Origin of the sequence: Mycobacterium sp. UM_11, from assembly GCF_001414075.1 — a bacterium.
Classification (GTDB): Bacteria; Actinomycetota; Actinomycetes; order Mycobacteriales; family Mycobacteriaceae; genus Mycobacterium.
The window spans coordinates 18,648-41,125 of the sequence record NZ_LATC01000042.1; the positions used below are offsets into that span (position 1 = coordinate 18,648).

The window sequence follows — 22,478 nt, forward strand, 5'->3', positions numbered from 1 at the left end:
GGTTGACGTGGCCGTTCTGGACAAGGAGCCCGACAAGGAAGCCCGGGCGCCGCGCGCCCGCATGACCGGTAGCGATCGCCGACAGCAGCTCATCGGCATCGCGCGCTCGCTGTTCGCCGAACGCGGCTACGAGGGCACCTCGATCGAGGAGATCGCGTTGCGCGCCAACGTGTCCAAGCCGGTGGTCTACGAGCACTTCGGCGGCAAGGAGGGGCTGTACGCGGTGGTCGTCGACCGCGAGATGTCGGCGCTGCTGGACGGCATCACCTCGTCGCTGACCAACAACCGCTCCCGGGTGCGGGTCGAGCGGGTCGCGCTGGCGTTGCTCACCTACGTCGAGGAGCGGACGGACGGCTTCCGCATCATGATCCGCGACTCGCCGGCCGCGATCAGCTCGGGCACCTACTCCAGCCTGCTCAACGACGCCGTCAGCCAGGTCAGTTCCATCCTGGCCGGCGACTTCGCCCGTCGCGGGCTGGATCCGGACCTGGCGCCGCTCTACGCCCAGGCGCTGGTGGGCTCGGTGTCGATGACGGCCCAGTGGTGGCTCGACACCCGCGAGCCCAAGAAAGAGGTGGTCGCGGCGCACCTGGTCAACCTGATGTGGAACGGACTGACCCACCTGGAGGCCGACCCCCGGCTGCAGGACGGTTAGCCCCGGTCGCGCGCCAGCAAGTCGGCGATCGTCTCGCGGCGGACGAGTTCGCGGGCCCGGCCGTCCTTGACGGCGATCACGGCGGGCCGGCCGACCATGTTGTAGTTCGACGCCATGCTGTGGTGATAGGCGCCGGTGCAGGCGACGGCGAGCAGGTCGCCGGGGCGCAGGTCGGCCGGTAATTCGATGTCGCGGGCGATCTCGTCGCCGGCCTCGCAGTGCCGGCCGGCCACGGTGACGCGCTGCTTGGGGCCCAGCGGGTGCCGGTTGGCCAGCGCGACGGTGTAGCGGGCGCCATACAGCGATACCCGGGGGTTGTCGCTCATGCCGCCGTCGACGGCGACGAAAGTGCGCCCGCCCGATTGTGTCTTCACCGAACACACCCGGTACACGGTGACGCCGGCGCGGCCGCTGATGGCCCGGCCGGGTTCCACCACCACGCTCGGGCGGGGGAAATGCTCGGCGGCGCAGGCCTCGTCCAGCGCGTCCTCGATGACGCGGCCCAGCTCGGCAAGGTCGAGCTCGGGGTCGCCCGGGACGTAGGGGATGGCGTGCCCGCCGCCGAGGTTGAGTTCGGTGAGAATGACGCCGTACCGGGCCCGGACGTCGGCCATGGCGGCGATCAATCGGCGGATCGCCTCACCGTAGAGGGCGGGGTCGGTCACCTGGGAGCCGATGTGGCAGTGCAGCCCGACCAGGTCGAGGATGGGGTGGGCCAGCACTTTCCGCACCGCGTCGGTGGTGTGGTCGCCGGTCAGAGTGAACCCGAACTTCTGGTCGCTGATCCCGGTCGTCACGGCGCGGTGCCCATGGACGTCGATGTCGGGAGTGACCCGGATGAGCACCGGCTGGCGCCGGCGCGCCAGGCCCGCGAGGTAGGCGATTTCCATGCCGGAATCCACCACGATGCGCCCCACCCCCACGCGGACGGCGTCGCGCAACTCCCCGGGTGACTTGGCGTTGCCGTGCATGACGATGCGCGCCGGGTCGATGCCGCCGGCGAGGGCGACCGCCAGCTCACCGCCCGAGCAGACGTCGATGCCGAGGCCCTCGTCGCGGGCCCAGCCGGCCACCGCCGTGGTCAGCAGCGACTTTCCGGCGTAGACCACCCCAACCCCGCGCAGCGCCTTGCGGTAGCGGCGGGCCCGGCGCCGAAAGTCGGTCTCGTCGACGACGTAGGCCGGGGTGCCGAACTCGTCGGCGATATCGGCCAGCGGCACATCGCCGACGCAGAGCCCGCCCCGCTCGTCGGGGCGGGCGGTGACGGGCCAGATCGCGGGGTCGAATCGCGGGGACGCCGCGTGGCTCAGGGACGGCAGGATGTCCAGCAAGGTCATGCGTCCAACGTGCGCCCGCGGGCGGCCGGATTTCGCTTTCCTGACGATCCCTTGACGGCGCCGGGCTCGATATTGACGATTCTTGGCGCCCCTAGAATGTATTCATCATGACCGCACCGGGGCCTGCTCGCCCAGAACCCCCGATCGCGGGGCTCGTTGAATTGGCGCTCACCGCGCCGACCTTCCAGCAATTGATCGAAAGCGCGGCCGCGCGACCGGCCGAGCTTGCACTGGTGGGTCCAGCCAGCGCACGGCTCTTTGTGGCCAGCGCGCTGGCGCGGTTGGGCCCATTGCTGGTAGTCACCGCGACCGGGCGCGAAGCCGACGACCTGACCGCCGAACTGCGCGGTGTCTTCGGCGACGCCGTGGCGGCCTTGCCGTCCTGGGAGACCCTGCCGCACGAGCGGCTCTCACCGGGCGTCGACACCGTCGGCACCAGGTTGACCGTGCTGCGCCGGCTGGCCCATCCCGACGACGCGCGGTTGGGGCCGCCGCTGCGGGTGGTGGTGACGGCGGTGCGGTCGCTGCTGCAGCCGATGACGCCGGAGCTGGGCCGCATCGAGCCGGTCACGTTCACGGTCGGCGAGGAGATCGCCTTCGAGGATGTGGTCGCCCGGCTGGTGGAGCTGGCCTACACCCGGGTCGACATGGTGGGTCGGCGCGGCGAGTTCGCCGTGCGCGGCGGGATTCTCGACGTCTTCCCGCCGACCGCCGAGCACCCGGTGCGCATCGAGTTCTGGGGCGACGAGGTCAGCGAGATGCGGATGTTCGCCGTCGCCGACCAGCGCTCCATCCCCGAGATCGAGGTGGAGACGGTTATCGCGGTGCCCTGCCGCGAGCTGCTGCTGACCGACGACGTGCGGGAGCGCGCCGCCGCGCTCGCCGCCCGGCACTCCGGGCCCGGGCCCGCCATCACCGGCAGCGTCACCGACATGCTGGCCAAGCTGGCCGAGGGCATCGCGGTCGACGGCATGGAGGCGCTGCTGCCCGTGCTGCGGCCCGGTGAGCACGTGCTGCTCACCGACCAGCTGGCCGCGGGCACGCCGGTGCTGCTGTGCGACCCCGAGAAGGTGCGCACCCGGGCCGCCGACCTGATCAAGACCGGCAGCGAGTTCCTCGAGGCGTCCTGGTCGGTGGCGGCGCTGGGCACCGACGCGCCCGTCGACGTGGCGCAATTCGGCGGGTCGGGGTTCGCCGAGCTGGACGACGTGCACGCCGCCGCGGCGCGCACCGGCCATCCCTGGTGGACGCTGAGTCAGCTGTCCGCCGAGTCCGCGATGGAGCTGGACATCCGGGCGGCGCCGTCGGCCCGCGGGCACCAGCAGGACATCGACGGCATCTTCGCGATGCTGCGGGCGCACGTGTCGACCGGTGGCTACGCCGCCGTCGTCGCCCCGGGCGCCGGGACCGCCCACCGGGTGGTCGAGCGGCTTGCCGACTCCGACACCCCCGCCGCCATGCTGGAACCGGACGCGGCCGACACCTCCCTCAAGCCGGGGGTCGTCAGCGTGCTCAAGGGCCCGCTGCACGACGGCGTGATCATCGAGGGTGCCAACCTCGTCGTCATCACCGAGGCCGACCTCACCGGCAGCCGGGCCACCGCGGTCGAAGGCAAGCGGCTGGCGGCCAAGCGGCGCAACACCGTCGACCCGCTGGCGCTGACGGCCGGCGACCTGGTGGTGCACGACCAGCACGGCATCGGCCGGTTCGTCGAGATGACCGAACGCACGGTCGGCGGCGCGCGGCGCGAGTACCTGGTGCTCGAATACGCGTCGTCCAAGCGGGGCGGGGGCTCGGACAAGCTGTATGTCCCGATGGACTCGCTGGATCAGCTGTCCCGCTACGTCGGCGGCCAGGCGCCCGCGCTCTCCAAGCTCGGCGGCAGCGACTGGGCCAACACCAAGACCAAGGCCCGCCGCGCGGTCCGCGAGATCGCCGGCGAGCTCGTCGCGCTCTACGCCAAGCGCCAGGCCAGCCCCGGTCACGCGTTCGCGCCCGACACCCCGTGGCAGGCCGAGATGGAGGACGCGTTCGGCTTCACCGAGACCGTCGACCAGCTCACCGCCATCACCGAGGTCAAGGCCGACATGGAAAAGCCGATCCCGATGGACCGGGTGATCTGCGGCGACGTCGGCTACGGCAAGACCGAGATCGCGGTGCGCGCGGCCTTCAAGGCCGTCCAGGACGGCAAGCAGGTCGCCGTGCTGGTGCCGACCACGCTGCTGGCCGACCAGCACCTGCAGACGTTCAGCGACCGGATGGCCGGCTTCCCGGTGACCGTCAAGGGGCTGTCGCGGTTCACCGACAACGCCGAGTCCCGCGCCGTGGTCGAGGGCCTGGCCGACGGGTCGGTGGACGTCGTGATCGGCACGCACCGGCTGCTGCAGACCGGGGTGCGCTGGAAGGACCTGGGCCTGGTGGTGGTCGACGAGGAGCAGCGCTTCGGCGTCGAGCACAAGGAGCACATCAAGAGCCTGCGCACGCACGTCGACGTGCTGACCATGAGCGCCACCCCGATCCCACGCACGCTGGAGATGAGCCTGGCCGGGATCCGCGAGATGTCGACCATCCTGACGCCGCCCGAGGAGCGCTACCCCGTGCTGACCTACGTCGGGCCGCACGACGACAAGCAGGTGGCCGCCGCCCTGAGGCGCGAGCTGCTGCGCGACGGGCAGGCGTTCTACGTGCACAACCGGGTCAGCTCGATCGACCGCGCCGCGGCGCACGTCCGCGAGCTGGTGCCGGAGGCGCGGGTCGTCGTCGCGCACGGGCAGATGCCCGAGGACCGGCTGGAACGCACCGTGCAGGGCTTCTGGAACCGCGAATACGACATCCTGGTTTGCACCACGATCGTGGAGACCGGCCTGGACATCTCCAACGCCAACACGCTGATCGTCGAGCGGGCCGACACGTTCGGGCTGTCGCAGCTGCACCAGCTGCGCGGCCGGGTGGGGCGCAGCCGCGAGCGCGGTTACGCCTACTTCCTGTATCCGCCGCACGCGCCGCTGACCGAGACGGCCTACGACCGGCTGGCGACCATCGCCCAGAACAACGAGCTGGGCGCCGGCATGGCGGTCGCGCTGAAGGACCTCGAGATCCGCGGGGCGGGCAACGTGCTGGGCGTCGAGCAGTCCGGGCACGTCGCCGGGGTGGGGTTCGACCTGTACGTGCGGCTGGTGGGCGAGGCCGTGGAGGCGTACCGGGCGGCCGCCGACGGCCAGACGGTGACCACCGCCGAGGAGCCCAAGGACGTGCGGATCGACCTGCCGGTGGACGCCCACCTGCCGCCGGACTACATCGCCAGCGACCGGCTGCGGCTGGAGGCCTACCGGCGGCTGGCCGCGGCCTCGGACGACGAGGCCGTCGGCGCCGTCGTGGAGGAGCTCGTCGACCGCTACGGCGCGCTGCCCGAGCCGGCCCTGCGGCTGGTGGCGGTCGCGCGGTTGCGGCTGCTGTGCCGGGCCGCCGGCATCACCGAGGTGTCCGCGCCGTCCGCGGCAACCGTGCGGCTGTCGCCGATCACGCTGCCCGATTCGGCCCAGGTGCGGCTCAAGCGGATGTATCCGGCGGCGGGCTACCGCGCCACCACCTCCACCGTGCAGGTGCCGATCCCGCGGGCCGGCGGCGTCGGCGCGGCGCGCATCCGGGACGTCGAGTTGGTGCAGATGGTGGCCGATCTGGTCACCGCACTGCAGGGAAAACCACAGATAGACATTGGTATAACGGGGTCACCGGCACCGACGAGCGGGGAGGAGCGGCGCGCGTGACGATCGTCGTCCTGTTCGACCCGCGCCGCCCGTCGCTGGTACCCGTGGAGGCCATCGAACACCTCGGCGGGGAGGTCCAGTACACCGAGGAAATGCCCGTCGCGGTGCCGTGGTCGCTGCCCGCGGCGCGCCCGGTGCACTCCGGCGACCCCGACCATCCGGCGCCGGTGCTGCTGTCGTCGGACCCCGAACATCCCGCGGTCACCGCCCGGCTCGCGGCCGGCGCCCGGTTGATCTCCGCGCCGGAGACGCCTCGCGGCGAACGACTGGTCGACGTGGTCGCGATGATGGACAAACTGCGCACCGCCGGCCCGTGGGAGAGCGAACAAACCCACGACTCGCTGCGCAGGTTCCTGCTCGAGGAGACGTACGAGGTGCTGGACGCGGTCCGCAGCGGCAACGCCGAGGCGCTGCGTGAGGAACTCGGCGACGTGTTGCTGCAGGTCCTCTTCCACGCCCGCATCGCCGAGGACGCCCCGCAGCTTCCCTTCACCATCGACGACGTCGCCGTCACGCTGATGCGCAAGCTGGGCAATCGGGTGCCAGGTGTGCTTGCGGGTCAAACCATTTCGCTCGAAGAGCAGCTGGCGCAATGGGAGGAGCGCAAGGCGGCCGAAAAGCCGCGCAAGTCGGTGATGGACGACGTGCACACCGGCCAACCGGCGTTGGCGTTGGCGCAGAAGGTGATTCAGCGTGCCGAGAAGGCGGGCCTGCCGGCCGACCTCGTCCCCGCCGACATCACGTCCGTCTCCGTGTCCGCCGACGGCGACGCCGAAGGCGCGCTGCGCGCGGCGGTTCTTCAGTTCGTGGACACCGTCCGCGGGGTGGAGCGGGCGATCGCCGCGACCCGCCGCGGCGACGGCGTCCCGGAGGAGCTCGACGCGGCCCCGCTCGGAGAGGTCACCGAGGACGAGTGGCGGGCGCACTGGCCCAAAGACGAGCCCGCCGCCGACGCCACGGCCGAAGCCGACTGACCAACGCAACCGGACAACACCGAAACCCATGGGACGATGGTTAGGCGGAAGTTGGCGCAGGGGATTTGAGGGAGCTTTAACCAGCATGGTGTCGCCGAGGCGTTGGTTGCGCGCGGCCGCCGTGATCGGCGCGACCGCGATGCTGCTGGCCTCCAGCTGCACCTGGCAGCTCAGCCTGTTCATTCCCGAGGGCGTCCCGCCGCCGGCCGGGGCGCCCGTGCCGCCGGTGGACACGCACGCCAGCGGGCGGCCCGCGGATCAGCTGCGGGCGTGGGCCGAACAGCGCTCGGCGACTTTGGAGATCCCCGTGATCGCGCTGGAGGCCTACGCGTACGCCGCCCGGGTCGCCCAGGTCGAAAACCCGAAGTGCCACATCGCGTGGACCACGCTGGCGGGCATCGGGCAGGTCGAGAGCCACCACGGCACCTACCGCGGCGCGCGGCTGGCGCCCAACGGCGATGTCAGCCCCCCGATCCGCGGCGTCCGCCTGGACGGCAGCGGCGGCACGCTGCGCATCGTCGACAGCGAGGAAGAGGTGGCCGACGACGACGGGGTGGTGCGGGCCATGGGGCCCATGCAGTTCATCCCCGAGACCTGGCGGCTCTACGGCGTCGACGCCCACAACGACGGCCGCGTCAGCCCGGACAACATCGACGACGCGGCGCTCGCGGCGGCCGGTTACCTGTGTTGGCGCGGAAAGGATCTGGCAACGCCCCGCGGCTGGATCACCGCGCTGCGGGCCTACAACAACTCCGGCGTCTACGCGCGCGCGGTGCGCGACTGGGCGACCGCCTACGCGGCGGGTCACCCGCTGTAGCAGGATGTATCAGGCTTTACGCTATCGGCGGCGAGGCCGGCACCAGCTACGAACACAAGGAGAAACCCAGTGCCGATTATCGAGCAGGTCGGGGCCCGCGAAATCCTCGATTCCCGCGGCAACCCGACGGTCGAGGTCGAGATCGCCCTGATCGACGGCACGTTTGCCCGCGCGGCCGTGCCGTCCGGCGCGTCGACCGGCGAGCACGAGGCCGTCGAGTTGCGCGACGGCGGTGAGCGTTACGGCGGCAAAGGCGTGCGCAAGGCCGTCGAGGCCGTCCTGGACGAGATCGGCCCGGCGGTGATCGGGCTCAACGCCGACGACCAGCGGTTGGTGGATCAGGCGCTGGTCGACCTCGACGGCACCCCCGACAAGTCCCGGCTGGGCGGCAACGCGATCCTGGGCGTGTCGCTGGCCGTCGCGAAGGCGGCCGCCGATTCCGCCGAGCTGCCGCTGTTCCGCTACATCGGCGGCCCGAACGCGCACATCCTGCCGGTGCCGATGATGAACATCCTCAACGGCGGCGCGCACGCCGACACCGCCGTCGACATCCAGGAGTTCATGGTGGCGCCGATCGGCGCCCCGAGCTTCGGCGAGGCGCTGCGCTGGGGCGCCGAGGTGTACCACTCGCTCAAGTCCGTGCTGAAGAAGGAGGGCCTGAGCACCGGGCTGGGGGACGAGGGCGGCTTCGCGCCCGACGTGGCCGGCACCACCGCGGCGCTGGACCTGATCGGCCGGGCCATCGAGTCGGCCGGTTTCAAGCTGGGCGTCGACGTGGCGCTGGCGCTGGACGCGGCGGCCACCGAGTTCTACACCGACGGCACCGGATACGCCTTCGAGGGCAACACCCGCAGCGCCGAGCAGATGGCCGAGTTCTACGGCGGGCTGCTCGACTCCTATCCGCTGGTGTCCATCGAAGACCCACTGTCCGAAGACGATTGGGACGGCTGGGCGGCCCTGACGGCGTCGATCGGGGACCGCGTGCAGATCGTCGGCGACGACATCTTCGTCACCAATCCCGAGCGCCTCGAGGAAGGTATCGAGAAGGGCGTCGCAAATGCGTTGCTGGTCAAGGTGAATCAAATCGGCACGCTCACCGAGACGCTCGACGCCGTAGCGCTGGCCCACCACAGCGGCTACCGCACGATGATGAGCCACCGCAGCGGCGAGACCGAGGACACCACGATCGCCGACCTGGCCGTGGCGGTCGGCAGCGGGCAGATCAAGACCGGCGCGCCCGCCCGCAGCGAGCGCGTCGCCAAGTACAACCAGCTGCTGCGGATCGAGGAGGCGCTGGGCGACGCCGCCCGATACGCCGGCGATCTGGCCTTCCCGCGCTACGCGCCGGAGGCCAAATAGCTTGCCCGGCAAGCCGGATCCGAAACGGCGCTCCCCGGCATCGCGCCCGGGGAAGGCCGGGGATCCGGTTCGGCGCCGCCGCACCGCGAAGCCGTCATCCAAGCCGTCCCAAACCGCGAAGCAGGCCAGCCCGCGTTCGGTCTACGAGCATGTGGTCGAGCCCATCAAGCGCCAGGTCGCCGAGTCCGTCGAGCAACGGTCCGAGCAGCGGCTCGGCTTCACGGCGCGGCGCGCGGCGGTGCTCGCCGCGGTCGTGTGCGTGCTGACCCTGACCATCGCCGGCCCGGTGCGCACCTACTTCGCCCAGCGCACCGAGATGAATCAGCTGACGGCAAGCGAAGCCGCGCTGCGCCGTCAGATCGCCGACCTCGAGCAGAGAAAGGCCAAACTCGGGGACCCGGCCTACATCGCGGCGCAGGCCCGCGAGCGGCTCGGGTTCGTGAAACCGGGTGACATCCCCTTCCAGGTTCAGCTTCCGCCGACGGCGGCTCCGTCCGAGCCCGGGGCCCAGGCGGCGAAACCCGCGAGCAGCGATCCCTGGTACACGTCGCTGTGGCACACCATCGCCGACGCGCCGCACCTGCCGCCCGCCAACGTGCCCCCGCCCGAACCCAACCCCACGACGCCCGGTGGTTGATCGTGGCGACCTCGAGGCCGTGGCGCGTCAGCTCGGGCGGGAGCCGCGCGGCGTACTCGAGGTCGCCTATCGCTGCCCCAACGGTGAGCCCGGCGTGGTGAAGACCGCGCCGAAACTTCCTGACGGAACGCCCTTTCCGACGTTGTACTACCTGACCCATCCGGTGCTGACCGCGGCCGCGAGCCGGCTGGAGACGACGGGATTGATGCGCGAGATGTCCGAACGGCTGCGCCAGGACCCGGAATTGGCGGCCGCGTACCGACGGGCCCACGAGTCATATCTGGCCGAGCGTGACGCGATCGAGCCGCTGGGGACGACGTTCTCCGGCGGCGGAATGCCGGACCGGGTGAAATGTTTGCATGTGTTGATCGCGCACTCGCTGGCCAAGGGGCCCGGCTGCAACCCGCTCGGCGACGAGGCGCTGGCGATCCTGGCGCCCGAGCCCGCGATGGCCGGCATCCTGGTGGCGGGGCGATGGTGAGCAGGTTCGCCGGAATCGACTGTGGCACCAACTCGATCCGGTTGTTGATCGCCGACATGCGCGACGGCGGGCTGCGCGACGTGCACCGGGAGACGCGGATCGTGCGGCTGGGCCAGGGTGTCGATGCCACGGGTCAGTTCGCGCCGGAGGCGATCGCGCGGACCCGCGACGCGCTGGCCGACTACGCCGCCCTGCTGCGTCGGCACCGGGTCGAGCGGGTGCGGATGGTGGCCACGTCGGCCGCTCGCGACGTCGCGAATCGTGATGACTTCTTTGCGATGACGGCCGAGGTGCTGGGCGCCGTCGTGCCCGGCGCGGTGGCGGAGGTGATCAGCGGCGCCGAAGAGGCCGCCCTGTCGTTCCGCGGCGCGGTCGGTGAATTGGACCCTGCCACGGGTCCTTTTGTCGTCGTCGACCTGGGCGGGGGCTCCACCGAGATCGTGCTCGGCGGGGACGCCGTGGTGGCGAGCTACTCGGCCGACATCGGTTGCGTCCGGCTGACCGAGCGCTGTTTGCATTCCGACCCGCCGACACCCGAGGAGGTGGCGGCGGCCCGCGCCGTGGTGCGCGAGCGCCTCGACGTCGCGCTGGGGGTGGTGCCCGTTCAGGGGGCGCGGACCTGGGTCGGGCTGGCCGGGACGATGACCACGCTGTCCGCGCTGGCCCACAACATGACGACGTATGACTCTGCGGCCATTCACCTTTCGCGCGTTCCCGGCGGTGACCTGCTGGCGGTGTGCGAGCGGCTGATTGCCATGCCGCGCGCCGAGCGCGCCGCGTTGCCGCCCATGCACGAGGGACGCGCCGACGTGATCGGCGGGGGCGCGATCGTGGTCGAGGAGTTGGCGCGCGAGTTGCGTGCCCGTGCCGGGATCGACGAGTTGATCGTCAGCGAGCACGACATCCTGGACGGCATCGTGCTGTCGATCGCGGGGTGAGTCACAGGGGCCACTTGCGTCCCTAGCCGGGGGATTCGACTGTTTGCCCGCCTCATAGCGACATCGGCCGGATGCGATCGGGTTGAGTCACAGGGGCCACTTGCGTCCCTGGCCGGGGGATTCGACTGTTTGCCCGCCTCATAGCGACTTTCGGGGAGGTGTCAGACCGGCGTGCGAAGGTACGGCGATGAAGCTGCAAGGAATCGAACTGCGTTACGTGCTGACCACGTATCTCGCCCACAATGGTCGAGCGACGATCGGCGAAATGATCGAAGCCCTTACCCGGCAGGGATTTCAGGTCAACGGCAGGGCATCAAAAGTCATCTCGGACGCCTTGCGTTGGGAGATCGCCCGAGACCGCGTCCGTCGCGTCGGTTGGGGACAGTACGGGCCCGGGCCCATCCCGCGGTCCACCGAATACCGTATCCACCAGCGCGTGCTGGCTCTGCGGGAGGCGGCAAAATTGTCGCTGTGAGGCGGGCAAACAGTCGCATCCTCCGGGGCGGAGGCGCAAGTGACGGATGTGACCACGGCCCGCCAGCGCCGCGAGCCCGAAAGTCGCGGCCCCGACACCGCACGAACTCACGCCTCGAAGCGATACCCCATGCCCGACTCGGTCAGCAAGTGCTTGGGCTGCGACGGATCATCCTCAAGCTTGCGCCGTAGCTGGGCCAAATACACTCGCAGATAATGTGTTTCGGTGGCATAGGCCGGTCCCCACACCTCTTTGAGCAGCTCCTCGCGCCCCACCAGCTTGCCCCGGTTGCGCACCAGCACCTCGAGCATTCCCCACTCGGTGGGGGTGAGGTGGACTTCGGCGCCGTTCTTGGTGACCTTCTTGGCGGCCAGATCGACGGTGAAGGCGTCCGTCTCGATCACCGGCTGCTCCAGCTCGGATGCCGCGGTATTGCGGCGGATCGCCGCCCGCAGCCGGGCCAGAAACTCGTCCATGCCAAAGGGTTTCGTGACGTAGTCGTCCGCCCCCGCGTCGAGGGCCTCGACCTTGTCCGACGAATCCGTGCGCGCCGAAAGCACGATCACCGGGGCGGTGAGCCAGCCCCGCAGGCCGGCCAGCACATCGATGCCGGAGATATCGGGCAAACCCAGGTCGAGAATCACCACGTCGGGCTTGTGCTCGGCGGCGGCGCGCAGCGCGCCGGCACCGGTCGACGCGGTGATCACCTCGTAGCCCCGCACCGACAGATTGATGCGCAGCGCGCGCAAAATCTGCGGCTCGTCGTCGATCACCAACACGCGCGTCATTGCGCACCAATCGGTTCCGGCGCCGCCAATTCCACCATCACGGTGAGCCCGCCGCCCGGGGTGTCCCCGGCCGCGATGGTGCCGCCCATGGCTTCGACGAAGCCGCGCGCTACCGACATGCCCAGCCCCACCCCCGTGGTGTTGTCGTGATCACCGAGGCGCTGGAACGCCTCGAAGATCTGCTCCTCGGTCCCGTGCGGGATGCCGGGCCCCTCGTCGATGACGTTGATCAGCACCCGGTCACCCACCCGCCCCGCGTTGACCCTTACCACGCAGTTGGGCGCGTACCGCAGCGCGTTGTCGATCAGGTTGGCAAGGACCCGTTCCAGGAGACCGGCATCGGCCAGCACCACGGCGTCGCCGACGTCCACCTTCACCCGGTCGATGGCGGACCGATAGAAACCGGTGGCGCCCTTGCCGATACTGATCAGCGCGCGTTGCACCGTTTCCTCGAGATACACCCGGCGCAGGTCCGGGCGCACCACGCCGGCGGCCAGGCGCGACGAATCGAGCAGGTTTCCCACCAGCGCGGTCAGCTGATCGATCGACTCCTCGATGGTCGCCAGCAGTTCGGCGGTGTCCTCGGGGGAGAACGCGACGTCCTCGGCGCGCAGGCTGGACACCGCGACCTTGGCCGCCGCGAGCGGCGTCCGCAAGTCGTGGCTGACCGCCGACAGCAGGGAGCGCCGCAGCTCGTCGGCGCGCACGATCGCCTCGGCCCGGCTGGCTTCCTCGGCCAGCTCGCGCTGCCGGACCAGGCCCGCGGCCTGCTTGGCCACCGCGCCCAGCACCCGCCGATCGCGGGCCGAAAGCTTCCTGCCGGCCAGCAGCATCCAGAATTCGTCGTCGCCGACCTCGATCGCGGTGTCGGCGGAATCGACGGTGACACAAGGGTCCCGGCCGACGCAGGCGACGACGTCGCCCTTCTTGCCGTCGGCGCGCTCCTCCTCGCTGGGTTCGCGCAGCATGCTGACCGCGCGCTGGGAGTAGGTCTCGCGCACCCGCTCCAGCAATGTCTCGAGATCGGCCCCGCGCAGCACCGAGCCCGCGAACAGGGTCAACAGCTCGGCCTCCTGCGAGGCGCGCCGGGCCTCGCGGGTGCGCTTGGCCGCGCCGTCGACCAGGACGGCGACCGCGACGGCGATCAGCAGCAGTACGAGTTCGGTGACGGCCGCATCGGGTTCGGCGATGGTGAAGGTGTGCCGGGGCGCGGTCAGGAAATAATTCAGCAGCAGGCTGGACAGCACCGCCGAAACCACCGCCGGCGCAACGCCTCCCAGCAGTCCGACCAGCAGCACGCCGACGAAGAACAGGGCGCTGTCGCCGCTGGTGCCCAGATACGGGTCAAGCGCCGTGACGATCACCGCGCAGATGGCCGACGGCACGATGAAGGCCGCCAGCCACGACGCCACCCGCCGCTCGCCGGCCGCCAGCGACGCCGCGCGAAAGCCGCGTTTGGATTCCTCGTGCGTGACCAGGTGCACGTCGATCTTGCCGGACAGCTCGACGATCCGCGCGCCGATGCCCTCCTCGAAGACCCGCGCCCATCGCGATCGCCGCGAGGTGCCGATCACCAGCTGCGTGGCGTTCATCTCGCGGGCGAAATCGAGTAGGGCCGTGGGCACGTCGTCGCCGACCACGGTGTGCAGCGAGGCGTCCAGGCTGCTGGCCAGTTCGCGGATCTTGGCCATCCGTGTCTCCGACAGTCCGGCCAATCCGTCGCCGCGGATGACGTGCACCACCATCAGCTCGGCGCTGGACTTCGACGCGATCCGGGATGCCCGCCGTACCAGCGTCTCGGACTCCGGGCCCCCGGTGACGGCGACCACCACCCGCTCGCGGGCCTCCCATATCTCGGTGATCTTGTTCTCGGCGCGGTATTTGGCCAGCGCGGTGTCGACCTGGTCGGCGAGCCAGAGTAGCGCCAGTTCCCTTAGCGCGGTGAGGTTTCCGCGGCGGAAGTAGTTGCTCAGCGCGGCGTCGATGCGCTCGGGGGCGTACACGTTTCCGTGGGACAGCCTGCGGCGCAACGCCTCCGGAGTGATGTCGATGAGCTCGACCTGCGACGCCTGCCGGACGATGGAATCCGGGATGGTCTCTTTCTGCTCGATGCCGGTGATCGCAGCGACGACGTCGTTGAGGCTTTCCAGGTGCTGGACGTTGACGGTGGAAATCACGGTGATTCCCGCGTCGAGCAGTTCCTCGACGTCCTGCCAGCGCTTGGCGTTCTTGCTGCCCGGCGTGTTGGTGTGGGCGAGCTCGTCGACGAGGACCACCTGCGGTTTGCGGGCGAGCACGGCCGGCACGTCAAGTTCGGCGAAGGTGCTGCCGCGGTATTCGATGAAGCGCGGCGGGACGAACTCGATGCCCTCAAGCAGCTCAGCGGTTTTCGCCCTGCCGTGGGTCTCGATCACGCCGGCCACCAAGTCCGTGCCGCGCTCCAGGCGACGATGTGCCTCGCCGAGCATCGCGTACGTCTTGCCAACCCCGGGGGCCGCGCCGAGGTAAATCCGCAGCTCGCCGCGCTTGGGGCGGTGGTCAACGGCACTCACGTCAACCATCATCCCCCTATCGCGCTAGCTCGAGACCGGATATTTGTGATCGAGTTGCAGGTTGAGTTGCAACACGTTGACGCACGGTTCACCGAAAAAGCCGAGTGTGCGGCCGCTTCGATTCTGCGCCAACACCTCCCGGATCTCCTCGACGCCGACATGGCGGGCCTTGGCCACCCTCGCCACTTGGAGGTCGGCGTAGGCCGGCGAGATGTTCGGGTCCAGCCCGCTGCCGCTGGTGGTGACGGCGTCGGCGGGCACGGCCGGATTGGCCGGCGCGGCGCCGCGGATCGGCACGATCTGCCCCGTCGAATAGTCCTCGCCATCCTTGGCGCACTCGACCCGCGCCCCCTGATAGAGGCTCAAGAACGGCGCCGGCGTCGTCTGGCACGGTTCATTCACGCTGACCACCCGGGTGGGGTGGACGACGTTTCCGCGGGAGTCGCGGGGCCCGATCACCGACAGCACCGCGCCCACGCCGCCGCCCGTGCAGAACGGTCGCGACCCGTCCACGCCTTCCAGCCGCCCCACCGCGGCACTGCGCGTGCACACCTGCGTGAGCAGGCTCGGCTTGCCCGCCGTATCGACAATGCTTTCCGGCCCGAGGTTGCTCGCGCCCGACGACAGCGGGTCGTAACCGGAACCGGCCGCCGAGGGGCGGCTCTGGAAGTACTGGGGCAGCGGGTTGCCGCTGGAGTCGGTGAACAACTGCCCGATCAGCCGGCTGCCGATTCCCTTGCCGTTCGCGGTCAGAATCGACCCGTCGGCCTTATCGTGCAGTCCCGGAACTTGCGCGACCAGCCAGACCAGCAGCGGGTAGGCGACGCCGGTGATGACGGTGAGCACCAGCAGCGCGCGAAACGCCGCCCAGTGCATGCGGAAGAAGTTCGAGAAGCTCATGTCAGGACATCCCCGGGACGAATTGGATGATCAGGTCGATCAACTTGATTCCGACGAACGGGGCGACGATGCCGCCGAGGCCATAGATGTAGAGGTTGCGGCTCAACAGCTTTGACGCGCTGCTCGGCGTGTAGCGCACCCCTCGTAGCGACAACGGGATCAGCGCGACGATCACGGCCGCGTTGAATATCACCGCCGACAGGATCGCCGACTGCGGGCTGTGCAGCCGCATGATATTCAGCGTGTCCAGCCCGGGGAACAGGGCGACGAACATCGCCGGGATGATCGCGAAATACTTCGCGATGTCGTTGGCGATCGAGAAGGTGGTCAGCGCGCCGCGGGTGATGAGCAGCTGCTTGCCGATCTCGACGATCTCGATGAGCTTGGTGGGGTCGGAGTCGAGGTCGACCATGTTGCCCGCCTCTTTGGCGGCCGAGGTGCCGGTGTTCATGGCCACGCCCACGTCGGCCTGAGCCAGCGCCGGCGCGTCATTGGTGCCGTCGCCGGTCATCGCAACCAACTTGCCGCCCTCCTGCTCGCGCTTGATCAGCGCGAGTTTGTCCTCGGGTGTGGCCTCGGCGAGGAAGTCGTCGACGCCGGCCTCATCGGCAATCGCCCTGGCGGTCAACGGGTTATCGCCGGTGATCATCACCGTGCGGATGCCCATCTTGCGCATCTCGTCGAACCGGTCCCGCATGCCCTGCTTGACGACGTCCTTGAGGTGGATGACGCCCAGCACCGAGGCGTCGCCGCCGCGGCTTTCCCCGACCACCAGCGGGGTGCCGCCGCCGGCGGAGATGCCGTCGACGACCTCGCCGAGCTGTTGTGGCACCTTGCCGCCTTGCTCGCGCACCCATTCGGCGACGGAGCTGGCCGCACCCTTGCGCAGCTGATGGCCGTCGAGGTCCACACCGGACATCCGGGTGGTGGCCGAGAAGCTCACCCATTGGGCTTGCGAGAGTTCGCCGGGCGTGCGGGCGCGAAGACCGAAGTGCTGCTTGGCGTATACGACGATCGAGCGCCCCTCCGGGGTTTCGTCGGCGAGGCTGGACAGCTGTGCCGCGTCGGCCAGCTGCTCGTTGGTGACGCCGTCGAGCGGAACGAAGGCGGCGGCCTGCCGGTTGCCCAGGGTGATCGTGCCCGTCTTGTCCAGCAGCAGCGTGTTGACGTCGCCGGCGGCCTCGACCGCGCGTCCGGACATGGCCAGCACGTTGCGCTGCACCAGGCGATCCATGCCGGCGATGCCGATGGCCGACAGCAGCGCACCGATCGTCGTCGGGATCAGGCACACCAGCAGCGACACCATCACGATCCCGGTGACACCGTTTGCGTTGAGCGCCTGGGTATCCGGGACGCCCGGGTTGTTCATCTTGGAATAGATCGCCAGCGGCTGCAGGGTGGCGACGGCGAAGACGAAGATGATCGTCAGCGCGGCCAGCAGGATGTTGAGCGCGATCTCGTTGGGGGTCTTCTGCCGGTTGGCGCCCTCGACCAAGGCGATCATCCGGTCGATGAAGCTCTCCCCGGGCCGCTGGGTGACCTGCACGACGATCCGGTCGCTCAGCACGGTGGTGCCGCCGGTGACCGCGGAGCGGTCGCCGCCGGACTCGCGGATCACCGGCGCCGACTCTCCGGTGATGGCCGATTCGTCCACGGAGGCAATGCCTTCGACGACGTCGCCGTCACCAGGTATCACCTGTCCGGCCTCGACGACGACGATGTCGCCCTGCTGCAGCAGCGGCGCGGCGACCTCCTCCTCGACGCCGGGGCTGCCGGGCGCCCAGTCCTTGAGCCGTCGCGCCATCGTGTGACTCTTTGCCCGGCGCAGGGTTTCGGCCTGGGCCTTGCCGCGCCCTTCCGCCACCGCCTCGGCGAGGTTGGCGAAAAGGACGGTGAGCCATAGCCATATCACGGTCAACCAGGCGAACCAGGTCGGATCGATGATGGCGAGCACGGTGCTCCAAGTGGCGCCGATCTCCACGATGAACATCACCGGGTTGCGCCACAGCGAGCGGGGGTCGAGTTTGCGCAGCGCGTCCGGCGTCGAGCGCCAGAGCATCTTCGGATCGAGCAAGCCCCCTTGCACCCGTTTGGTATTCGCCGAGCCGGCGGGTTGCGCCTGCTCGGTCGGGTCGACGGTGGTCGCGGCCATCAGTGGATTCCTTCGGCGAGAGGTCCGAGCGCCAGCATGGGCAGGAAGGTGAGCGCGACGAGAATCAGGGTCACGCCCGCGACCATTCCCACGAATTGGGGTCGGTGCGTGGGCAGCGTGCCCACCGATTCCGGTGTCTGGCCCTGCTTGGCCAGCGAGCCCGCCAGGGCGAGCACCAAGACGATCGGCAGGAACCTGCCGAACACCATGGCCAACCCGAGGGCGGTGTTGTACCAGTCGGTGTTGACGCTGATTCCGGCGAATGCCGACCCGTTGTTGTTGGCCGCGGAGGTGAACGCGTACAGCACCTCCGACAGCCCGTGCGGGCCGCCGTTCAGCATGCCGGCGCGTTCACCCGGCAGCGCCATCGCGATCGCGGTGCCGGTCAGCACGATCAACGGCGTCACCAGGAAATAGCTTGCGGCGAGCTTGATTTCGCGTGGGGTGATCTTCTTGCCGAGATACTCCGGGGTGCGCCCGACCATGAGCCCCGCGACGAACACGGTGATCACCGCCAGGATCAGCATGCCGTACAGACCGGAGCCGGTGCCGCCCGGCGCGACCTCGCCGAGCTGCATGTTGAACAGGGCCATCATGCCGCCGAGACTGGTGTAGGAGTCGTGGAACGAGTCGACGGCGCCGGTGGAGGTTAGCGTCGTCGAGTCGGCGAACACCGCGGAGTTGGCGACGCCGAACCGCTGCTCGACCCCCTCCATCGCCGACCCGACCGCGGTGGGCACCGTGCCGTGGTGCTGCAGTTGGAACCACATCATGAAGGTCACGCTGATCGCATACAGCGAAGCCATCACCGACGCGATCGCGTAACCCTGCTTGGTGTTGCCCACCATGCGCCCGAACGTGCGGGGCAGCGAGAAGCTGATCACCAGCAACAGGAAGATCTCCAACCAGTTGGTCCACCGGGTCGGGTTCTCGAACGGGTGCGCGGAGTTCGCGTTGTAGAACCCGCCGCCGTTGGTGCCCAGCTCCTTGATGACTTCCTGGCTGGCGACGGGGCCGCCGGTGATCGTCTGGTGTGCCCCGTTGAGGGTGGTGACGACCTGGTCGTTCAGGTGGAAGTTCTGGATAACCCCGCCCGCGATCAGCACGATGGCGCCCAGGATCGCGATCGGCAGAAGGATGCGCAGTGTTCCGCGCACCAAATCGACCCAGAAGTTCCCCAGGTCGCCTGTGCGCGTGCGGGCGAAGCCGCGCACCAGCGCGATCGCCACGGCCATGCCGACGGCCGCCGAGACGAAGTTCTGCACGGCCAGCCCCGCCATCTGGACGAGATGGCCCTGGGTCGACTCACCGGAGTAGGCCTGCCAGTTGGTGTTGGTGACGAAGCTGATCGCGGTGTTCCAGGCCAGCCCGGGGGTCATCTGGGTGGCGGGATCGTGCAGATGCAATGGCAACTTGCCCTGCAGGAGCTGGAAGAAGAACAGGAACAGGATGCTGACCGAGGAGAACGCCAACACGCTGCGCGCGTAGGCGCCCCAGCTCTGTTCCGAGCGCGCGTCGACCCCGATCAGCCGATAGATGGCCCGCTCGACGGGGCCATCCTTTGGCGACGTGTAGACCCGATACATGTAGTCGCCCAACGGCACATGCACCGCCACCAGCGCCACGACGAGGAGGCCGAGAAAGAGCAGACCCGCCGTCGTCGCGCCCATCAGAACCGCTCCGGGAACAGCAGAGCGCACGCGAGAAACAGCGCGAGCATGACGGAAAGCACCAGGCCGACGATGTTTTCGTAGCTCACAGCCGCTCGACCAACTTCTGCACCCAGCCCAGTGCGGCGAACACGACAACCGTCAACACGACGAACGCCACTACGCCCATTCCGAGCCCACCTTGTCTCCGTTCAGCGCAACCACGCGCATACGAAAGGGCCTCGTCGAGGCCGCCACGGCGCCGTCTCTCGAGGCGATATCAGCTTGAAATTAGCTGGCGCCCCTGGGCTAGGGCCTTTGGTTGACACTTCCCTAACGGCGTCGCGGTTCACCTTTACGGTTTCTTAACACCCGCCGGCACGCGCACCGCGCGGCTATCCGGCGTCGGCGCCCGGGCCGTCGATCATCGGGATCCGGACCCGGAAAACCGTTCTGCCCTCGGTGGATTCGGCGGTGACGGAGCCGTGGTGGGCCTTGACGATGGAACTGACGATCGCCAGGCCGAGCCCGGTGCCGGTGCCGTTGAGTCTCGAGTTGTCCGCCCGGGCGAACCGTTCGAACAAGCGGGGGAGAAGCTCGGGGTCGATGCCCGGTCCGTCGTCGGTGACGGTCAGTTCGACGCACGGCGCGTCGGGCCCGTCGCGGTGGCAGGTGATCCCGGTCGTGACCGTGACCCCGGGCGGGTTGTGCACCCGGGCGTTGTTGAGCAGGTTGCTCACCAGCTGGTGCAGCCGCGCGTGATCCCCGCGGACCCACACCGGTTCGTCGGGCAGGTCCTTCACCCAATGGTGCGTCGGCGCGGCGACCGCCGCGTCGTTGACGGCGTTGACGACGAGCTCGGCGAGGTCGACGTCCTCGCTCTGCAGGTCTTGCCCTTCGCCCAGGCGGGACAGCAGCAGCAGCTCGTCGACCAGCAGCGTCATCCGCCGCGCTTCGGACTCGATGCGGGCCAGCGCGTACTCCGTGGTCGGCGGCAGCGCGGAGCTGTCCTGCCGGGTGAGTTCGGCGTATCCCTGAATCGCGGCCAGCGGTGTCCGCAGCTCGTGGCTGGCGTCGGTGATGAATTGCCGCATTCGCAGGTCGGATTCGGCGCGCTGCGCCAGCGCGCTATCGACGTTGTCCAGCAACCGGTTCAGGGTGTGGCCGACGATGCCGACCTCGTTCTGCTGGTTGGTGTCGCGGGGCCGCACCCGGACGCTGATCCGGTGGTCGTCGTCGGCGAGCGGCATGGCCGCGACTTCGGCCGCGGTGGCGGCCAGCCGGCGCAACGGGCGAAGCGTGTAGCCGACGACCCAAACGGTGAGCCCCGCGGTGACCGCCAGGGCCGCCGCGATGAGCAGGGTGGTGGTGAGCTGCTTGCGCGCGATGATCTGGTCGGCGAGGTTCAGCGACACCCCTGCAACCAGCACGTCGGGCCCGTCGGCGTGGCTGTCGAGCCGGTAGAACCCCAGGCTGCCCAGGTTTTCGGTCCGTGGCGGCCCGTCGGTCCACGACTGCGCTTCGATGGCGCGCACGACGTCGGCGGGCGCCGGTCGCGCCTCGGCTTCGGAGAAGACCGCCGAGCCGATGACGGTGCCGTTGTGCAGCACGACGATCAGGTTTCCCGGCGTTTGATCGGTGAACTGCAGCATCGCCTGGTCCAGTGGCTTGGCGCCCTCACCCGGATTGCGTTGACTGTCACGGTATTTGGTGTACGAGTGGCCCAACGCGTCCAACGAACCGGCAACGTCGGCGTCGCTCATCGACGTGACGTAACCGCGCAGGCTCAGCACGGAGACGATTCCCACCGTCATCAGCACCACGCTGACCACGGCCAGGACGCCCAACAACAACTGGCGGCGTAGCGAACGGGGTAGCCACCCCGGAAGGTCGCCGGACAAGGCGTCCCGGCGCCGGGTCATTCCGGTGGCCGCAACATGTACCCAACACCGCGAACGGTGTGAATCATCGGTTTCCGGCCGGAATCGATCTTCTTTCTCAGATAGGAGATGTAGAGATCCACGATGCTGGTGCGCCCGGCGAAGTCGTAGTTCCAGACGCGGTCGAGGATCTCGCTGCGGCTAAGCGCGCGCCGGGGATTGCGCATCAAAAAGCGCAGCAGCTCGAACTCGGTTGAGGAAAGCGATATCTGGGTGCCGTCGCGGGTGACGTCGCGGCTGGCGGTGTCGAGGCGCAAGTCGCCGACGCTGAGGGTTTCCGCGGCCGGCGGGGTCTGCTGACCGGAACGGCGCAACAACCCGCGCAGCCGGGCGACGAGCTCTTCGAGGCTGAACGGCTTGGTCATGTAGTCGTCCGCGCCCGCGGTCAGGCCGGTGACCCGGTCCATGACCGAGTCCCGCGCGGTCAGGAAGAGCGTCGGGGTGTACAGATCGGATTGGCGGACGCGCTCCAGAATCCGCAACCCGTCGACGTCGGGAAGCATGATGTCGAGCACGAGGACGTCGGGGCTGGTCTTCTCGAACTTGGCCATGGCCTCGCGCCCGTTGTGGGCGATGTCGACGACCCAGCCCTCGTAGTGCAGCGCCATCTTCACCAGGTTGGTCAGCGCCGGCTCGTCATCGACCAGCAGAACCCTGATCGGTGAGCCGTCGGCGCGGTAGATCCGGGGCAGCTGCCCGAGGATGGCCTGGCGGGGGCGCTGACCCCCCGCGTATCCCGACATTGCGGTCATGTCCCTACATTCTGGCAAGCCACAGATGTGACTGTCACGGACTTCATAGAGTTCTCAAATGTTGAGGGGCCGGGCGGGGTCGCAGCGGGGACGCTCGCTTACCGGTCGAATAAGCCGACCGGCCGACCCAAAGATATTGCGGGGCAGAGCTATTGGTTCAACGGCGAAGGGCCCGCACACCGTGGTGTGCGGGCCCTTCGAGTGAGGACGCGGATCAGGCCCAGCTGGACCCAACGGCGCTGTCGGTGCTGGCCATGTTGCTGCCGGCGCTCTGCACCTTCTGCCCGTGGGCGTTGGCCTGCTCG

General features: G+C 69.3%; 18 protein-coding genes and 1 pseudogene. 9 read left to right on the top strand and 10 right to left on the bottom strand.

Annotated features, from left to right (window positions below; translation table 11 throughout):
- Positions 1-61 precede the first annotated feature (61 nt).
- Positions 62-655, top strand: coding sequence for a TetR/AcrR family transcriptional regulator (locus WU80_RS12805; protein WP_156349533.1), 594 nt, complete (start codon positions 62-64; stop codon positions 653-655).
- Here WU80_RS12805 and lysA read toward each other — a convergent pair.
- The gene (lysA, locus tag WU80_RS12810; protein ID WP_055403085.1) at positions 652-1,992 is read right to left on the bottom strand and encodes a diaminopimelate decarboxylase; all 1,341 of its coding nucleotides are present in this window, start codon (positions 1,990-1,992) and stop codon (positions 652-654) included. The genes WU80_RS12805 and lysA overlap by 4 nt on opposite strands.
- Before the next feature lie 107 nt (positions 1,993-2,099).
- Between lysA and mfd the strand changes: the two genes are divergently transcribed.
- From mfd to WU80_RS12850, 8 genes are all read left to right on the top strand, one after another.
- On the top strand, positions 2,100-5,759 hold the full coding sequence (mfd, locus tag WU80_RS12815; RefSeq protein ID WP_055403086.1) for a transcription-repair coupling factor: 3,660 nt from the start codon (positions 2,100-2,102) through the stop codon (positions 5,757-5,759).
- A gap of 2 nt (positions 5,760-5,761) precedes the next feature.
- On the top strand, positions 5,762-6,733 hold the full coding sequence (locus WU80_RS12820) for a nucleoside triphosphate pyrophosphohydrolase (RefSeq protein WP_156349534.1): 972 nt from the start codon (positions 5,762-5,764) through the stop codon (positions 6,731-6,733).
- Between the two features lie 88 nt (positions 6,734-6,821).
- Positions 6,822-7,550, top strand: a complete 729-nt coding sequence (locus WU80_RS12825) for a lytic transglycosylase domain-containing protein (RefSeq protein WP_156349535.1) — start codon at positions 6,822-6,824, stop codon at positions 7,548-7,550.
- 69 nt (positions 7,551-7,619) lie between these two features.
- Positions 7,620-8,909 (top strand): phosphopyruvate hydratase, encoded by a 1,290-nt coding sequence (gene eno / locus WU80_RS12830; RefSeq protein WP_055403090.1) that lies wholly within the window; start codon positions 7,620-7,622, stop codon positions 8,907-8,909.
- 1 nt (position 8,910) lies between these two features.
- Positions 8,911-9,546 carry a septum formation initiator family protein gene (locus tag WU80_RS12835; RefSeq protein WP_055403092.1) on the top strand — a complete coding sequence of 212 codons (636 nt, stop codon included), beginning with the start codon at positions 8,911-8,913 and terminating at the stop codon, positions 9,544-9,546.
- Entirely contained in the window at positions 9,539-10,027 is a 489-nt protein-coding gene (locus WU80_RS12840; protein ID WP_055403093.1) for a DUF501 domain-containing protein, read from the top strand. Before WU80_RS12835 ends, WU80_RS12840 begins: the two co-directional genes overlap by 8 nt.
- Positions 10,021-10,965, top strand: a complete 945-nt coding sequence (locus WU80_RS12845) for a Ppx/GppA phosphatase family protein (protein WP_055403095.1) — start codon at positions 10,021-10,023, stop codon at positions 10,963-10,965. Before WU80_RS12840 ends, WU80_RS12845 begins: the two co-directional genes overlap by 7 nt.
- Before the next feature lie 187 nt (positions 10,966-11,152).
- Positions 11,153-11,440, top strand: a complete 288-nt coding sequence (locus tag WU80_RS12850) for a hypothetical protein (RefSeq protein WP_055403098.1) — start codon at positions 11,153-11,155, stop codon at positions 11,438-11,440.
- Positions 11,441-11,547: 107 nt separating this feature from the next.
- Here the strand turns inward: WU80_RS12850 and WU80_RS12855 are convergent, their stop codons facing one another.
- The 9 genes and pseudogenes from WU80_RS12855 to WU80_RS25435 form a co-directional block, all read right to left on the bottom strand.
- Complete coding sequence (locus WU80_RS12855; RefSeq protein ID WP_055403100.1) at positions 11,548-12,228, bottom strand: response regulator; 681 nt, start codon at positions 12,226-12,228, stop codon at positions 11,548-11,550.
- Positions 12,225-14,792 carry a sensor histidine kinase KdpD gene (locus WU80_RS12860; RefSeq protein ID WP_055403102.1) on the bottom strand — a complete coding sequence of 856 codons (2,568 nt, stop codon included), beginning with the start codon at positions 14,790-14,792 and terminating at the stop codon, positions 12,225-12,227. The genes WU80_RS12855 and WU80_RS12860 overlap by 4 nt, the downstream gene beginning before the upstream one ends.
- A 12-nt stretch (positions 14,793-14,804) precedes the next feature.
- On the bottom strand, positions 14,805-15,680 hold the full coding sequence (locus WU80_RS12865) for a potassium-transporting ATPase subunit C (RefSeq protein WP_055403104.1): 876 nt from the start codon (positions 15,678-15,680) through the stop codon (positions 14,805-14,807).
- Between the two features lies 1 nt (position 15,681).
- Entirely contained in the window at positions 15,682-17,832 is a 2,151-nt protein-coding gene (gene kdpB, locus WU80_RS12870; protein ID WP_055403106.1) for a potassium-transporting ATPase subunit KdpB, read from the bottom strand.
- Positions 17,832-19,502, bottom strand: a complete 1,671-nt coding sequence (kdpA, locus tag WU80_RS12875; protein ID WP_055403108.1) for a potassium-transporting ATPase subunit KdpA — start codon at positions 19,500-19,502, stop codon at positions 17,832-17,834. The genes kdpB and kdpA overlap by 1 nt, the downstream gene beginning before the upstream one ends.
- On the bottom strand, positions 19,502-19,591 hold the full coding sequence (gene kdpF, locus WU80_RS25840; RefSeq protein WP_055403110.1) for a K(+)-transporting ATPase subunit F: 90 nt from the start codon (positions 19,589-19,591) through the stop codon (positions 19,502-19,504). The genes kdpA and kdpF overlap by 1 nt, the downstream gene beginning before the upstream one ends.
- 285 nt (positions 19,592-19,876) lie before the next feature.
- Positions 19,877-21,403, bottom strand: coding sequence for a cell wall metabolism sensor histidine kinase WalK (locus WU80_RS12890; RefSeq protein WP_055403113.1), 1,527 nt, complete (start codon positions 21,401-21,403; stop codon positions 19,877-19,879).
- Positions 21,400-22,173, bottom strand: coding sequence for a response regulator transcription factor (locus tag WU80_RS12895; protein WP_055403114.1), 774 nt, complete (start codon positions 22,171-22,173; stop codon positions 21,400-21,402). The genes WU80_RS12890 and WU80_RS12895 overlap by 4 nt, the downstream gene beginning before the upstream one ends.
- 214 nt (positions 22,174-22,387) lie before the next feature.
- Positions 22,388-22,478, bottom strand: a pseudogene (locus tag WU80_RS25435) (type VII secretion protein EsxI); the annotation flags it as partial.

Coding starts and splice junctions, on each gene's coding strand:
- WU80_RS12805 (WP_156349533.1), top strand. CDS start 62: ATGACCGGTAGCGATCGCCGACAGCAGCTCATCGGCATCGCGCGCTCG.
- lysA (WP_055403085.1), bottom strand. CDS start 1,992: ATGACCTTGCTGGACATCCTGCCGTCCCTGAGCCACGCGGCGTCCCCG.
- mfd (WP_055403086.1), top strand. CDS start 2,100: ATGACCGCACCGGGGCCTGCTCGCCCAGAACCCCCGATCGCGGGGCTC.
- WU80_RS12845 (WP_055403095.1), top strand. CDS start 10,021: ATGGTGAGCAGGTTCGCCGGAATCGACTGTGGCACCAACTCGATCCGG.
- WU80_RS12850 (WP_055403098.1), top strand. CDS start 11,153: ATGAAGCTGCAAGGAATCGAACTGCGTTACGTGCTGACCACGTATCTC.
- WU80_RS12855 (WP_055403100.1), bottom strand. CDS start 12,228: ATGACGCGCGTGTTGGTGATCGACGACGAGCCGCAGATTTTGCGCGCG.
- WU80_RS12860 (WP_055403102.1), bottom strand. CDS start 14,792: ATGATGGTTGACGTGAGTGCCGTTGACCACCGCCCCAAGCGCGGCGAG.
- WU80_RS12865 (WP_055403104.1), bottom strand. CDS start 15,680: ATGAGCTTCTCGAACTTCTTCCGCATGCACTGGGCGGCGTTTCGCGCG.
- kdpB (WP_055403106.1), bottom strand. CDS start 17,832: ATGGCCGCGACCACCGTCGACCCGACCGAGCAGGCGCAACCCGCCGGC.
- kdpA (WP_055403108.1), bottom strand. CDS start 19,502: ATGGGCGCGACGACGGCGGGTCTGCTCTTTCTCGGCCTCCTCGTCGTG.
- WU80_RS12890 (WP_055403113.1), bottom strand. CDS start 21,403: ATGACCCGGCGCCGGGACGCCTTGTCCGGCGACCTTCCGGGGTGGCTA.
- WU80_RS12895 (WP_055403114.1), bottom strand. CDS start 22,173: ATGACCGCAATGTCGGGATACGCGGGGGGTCAGCGCCCCCGCCAGGCC.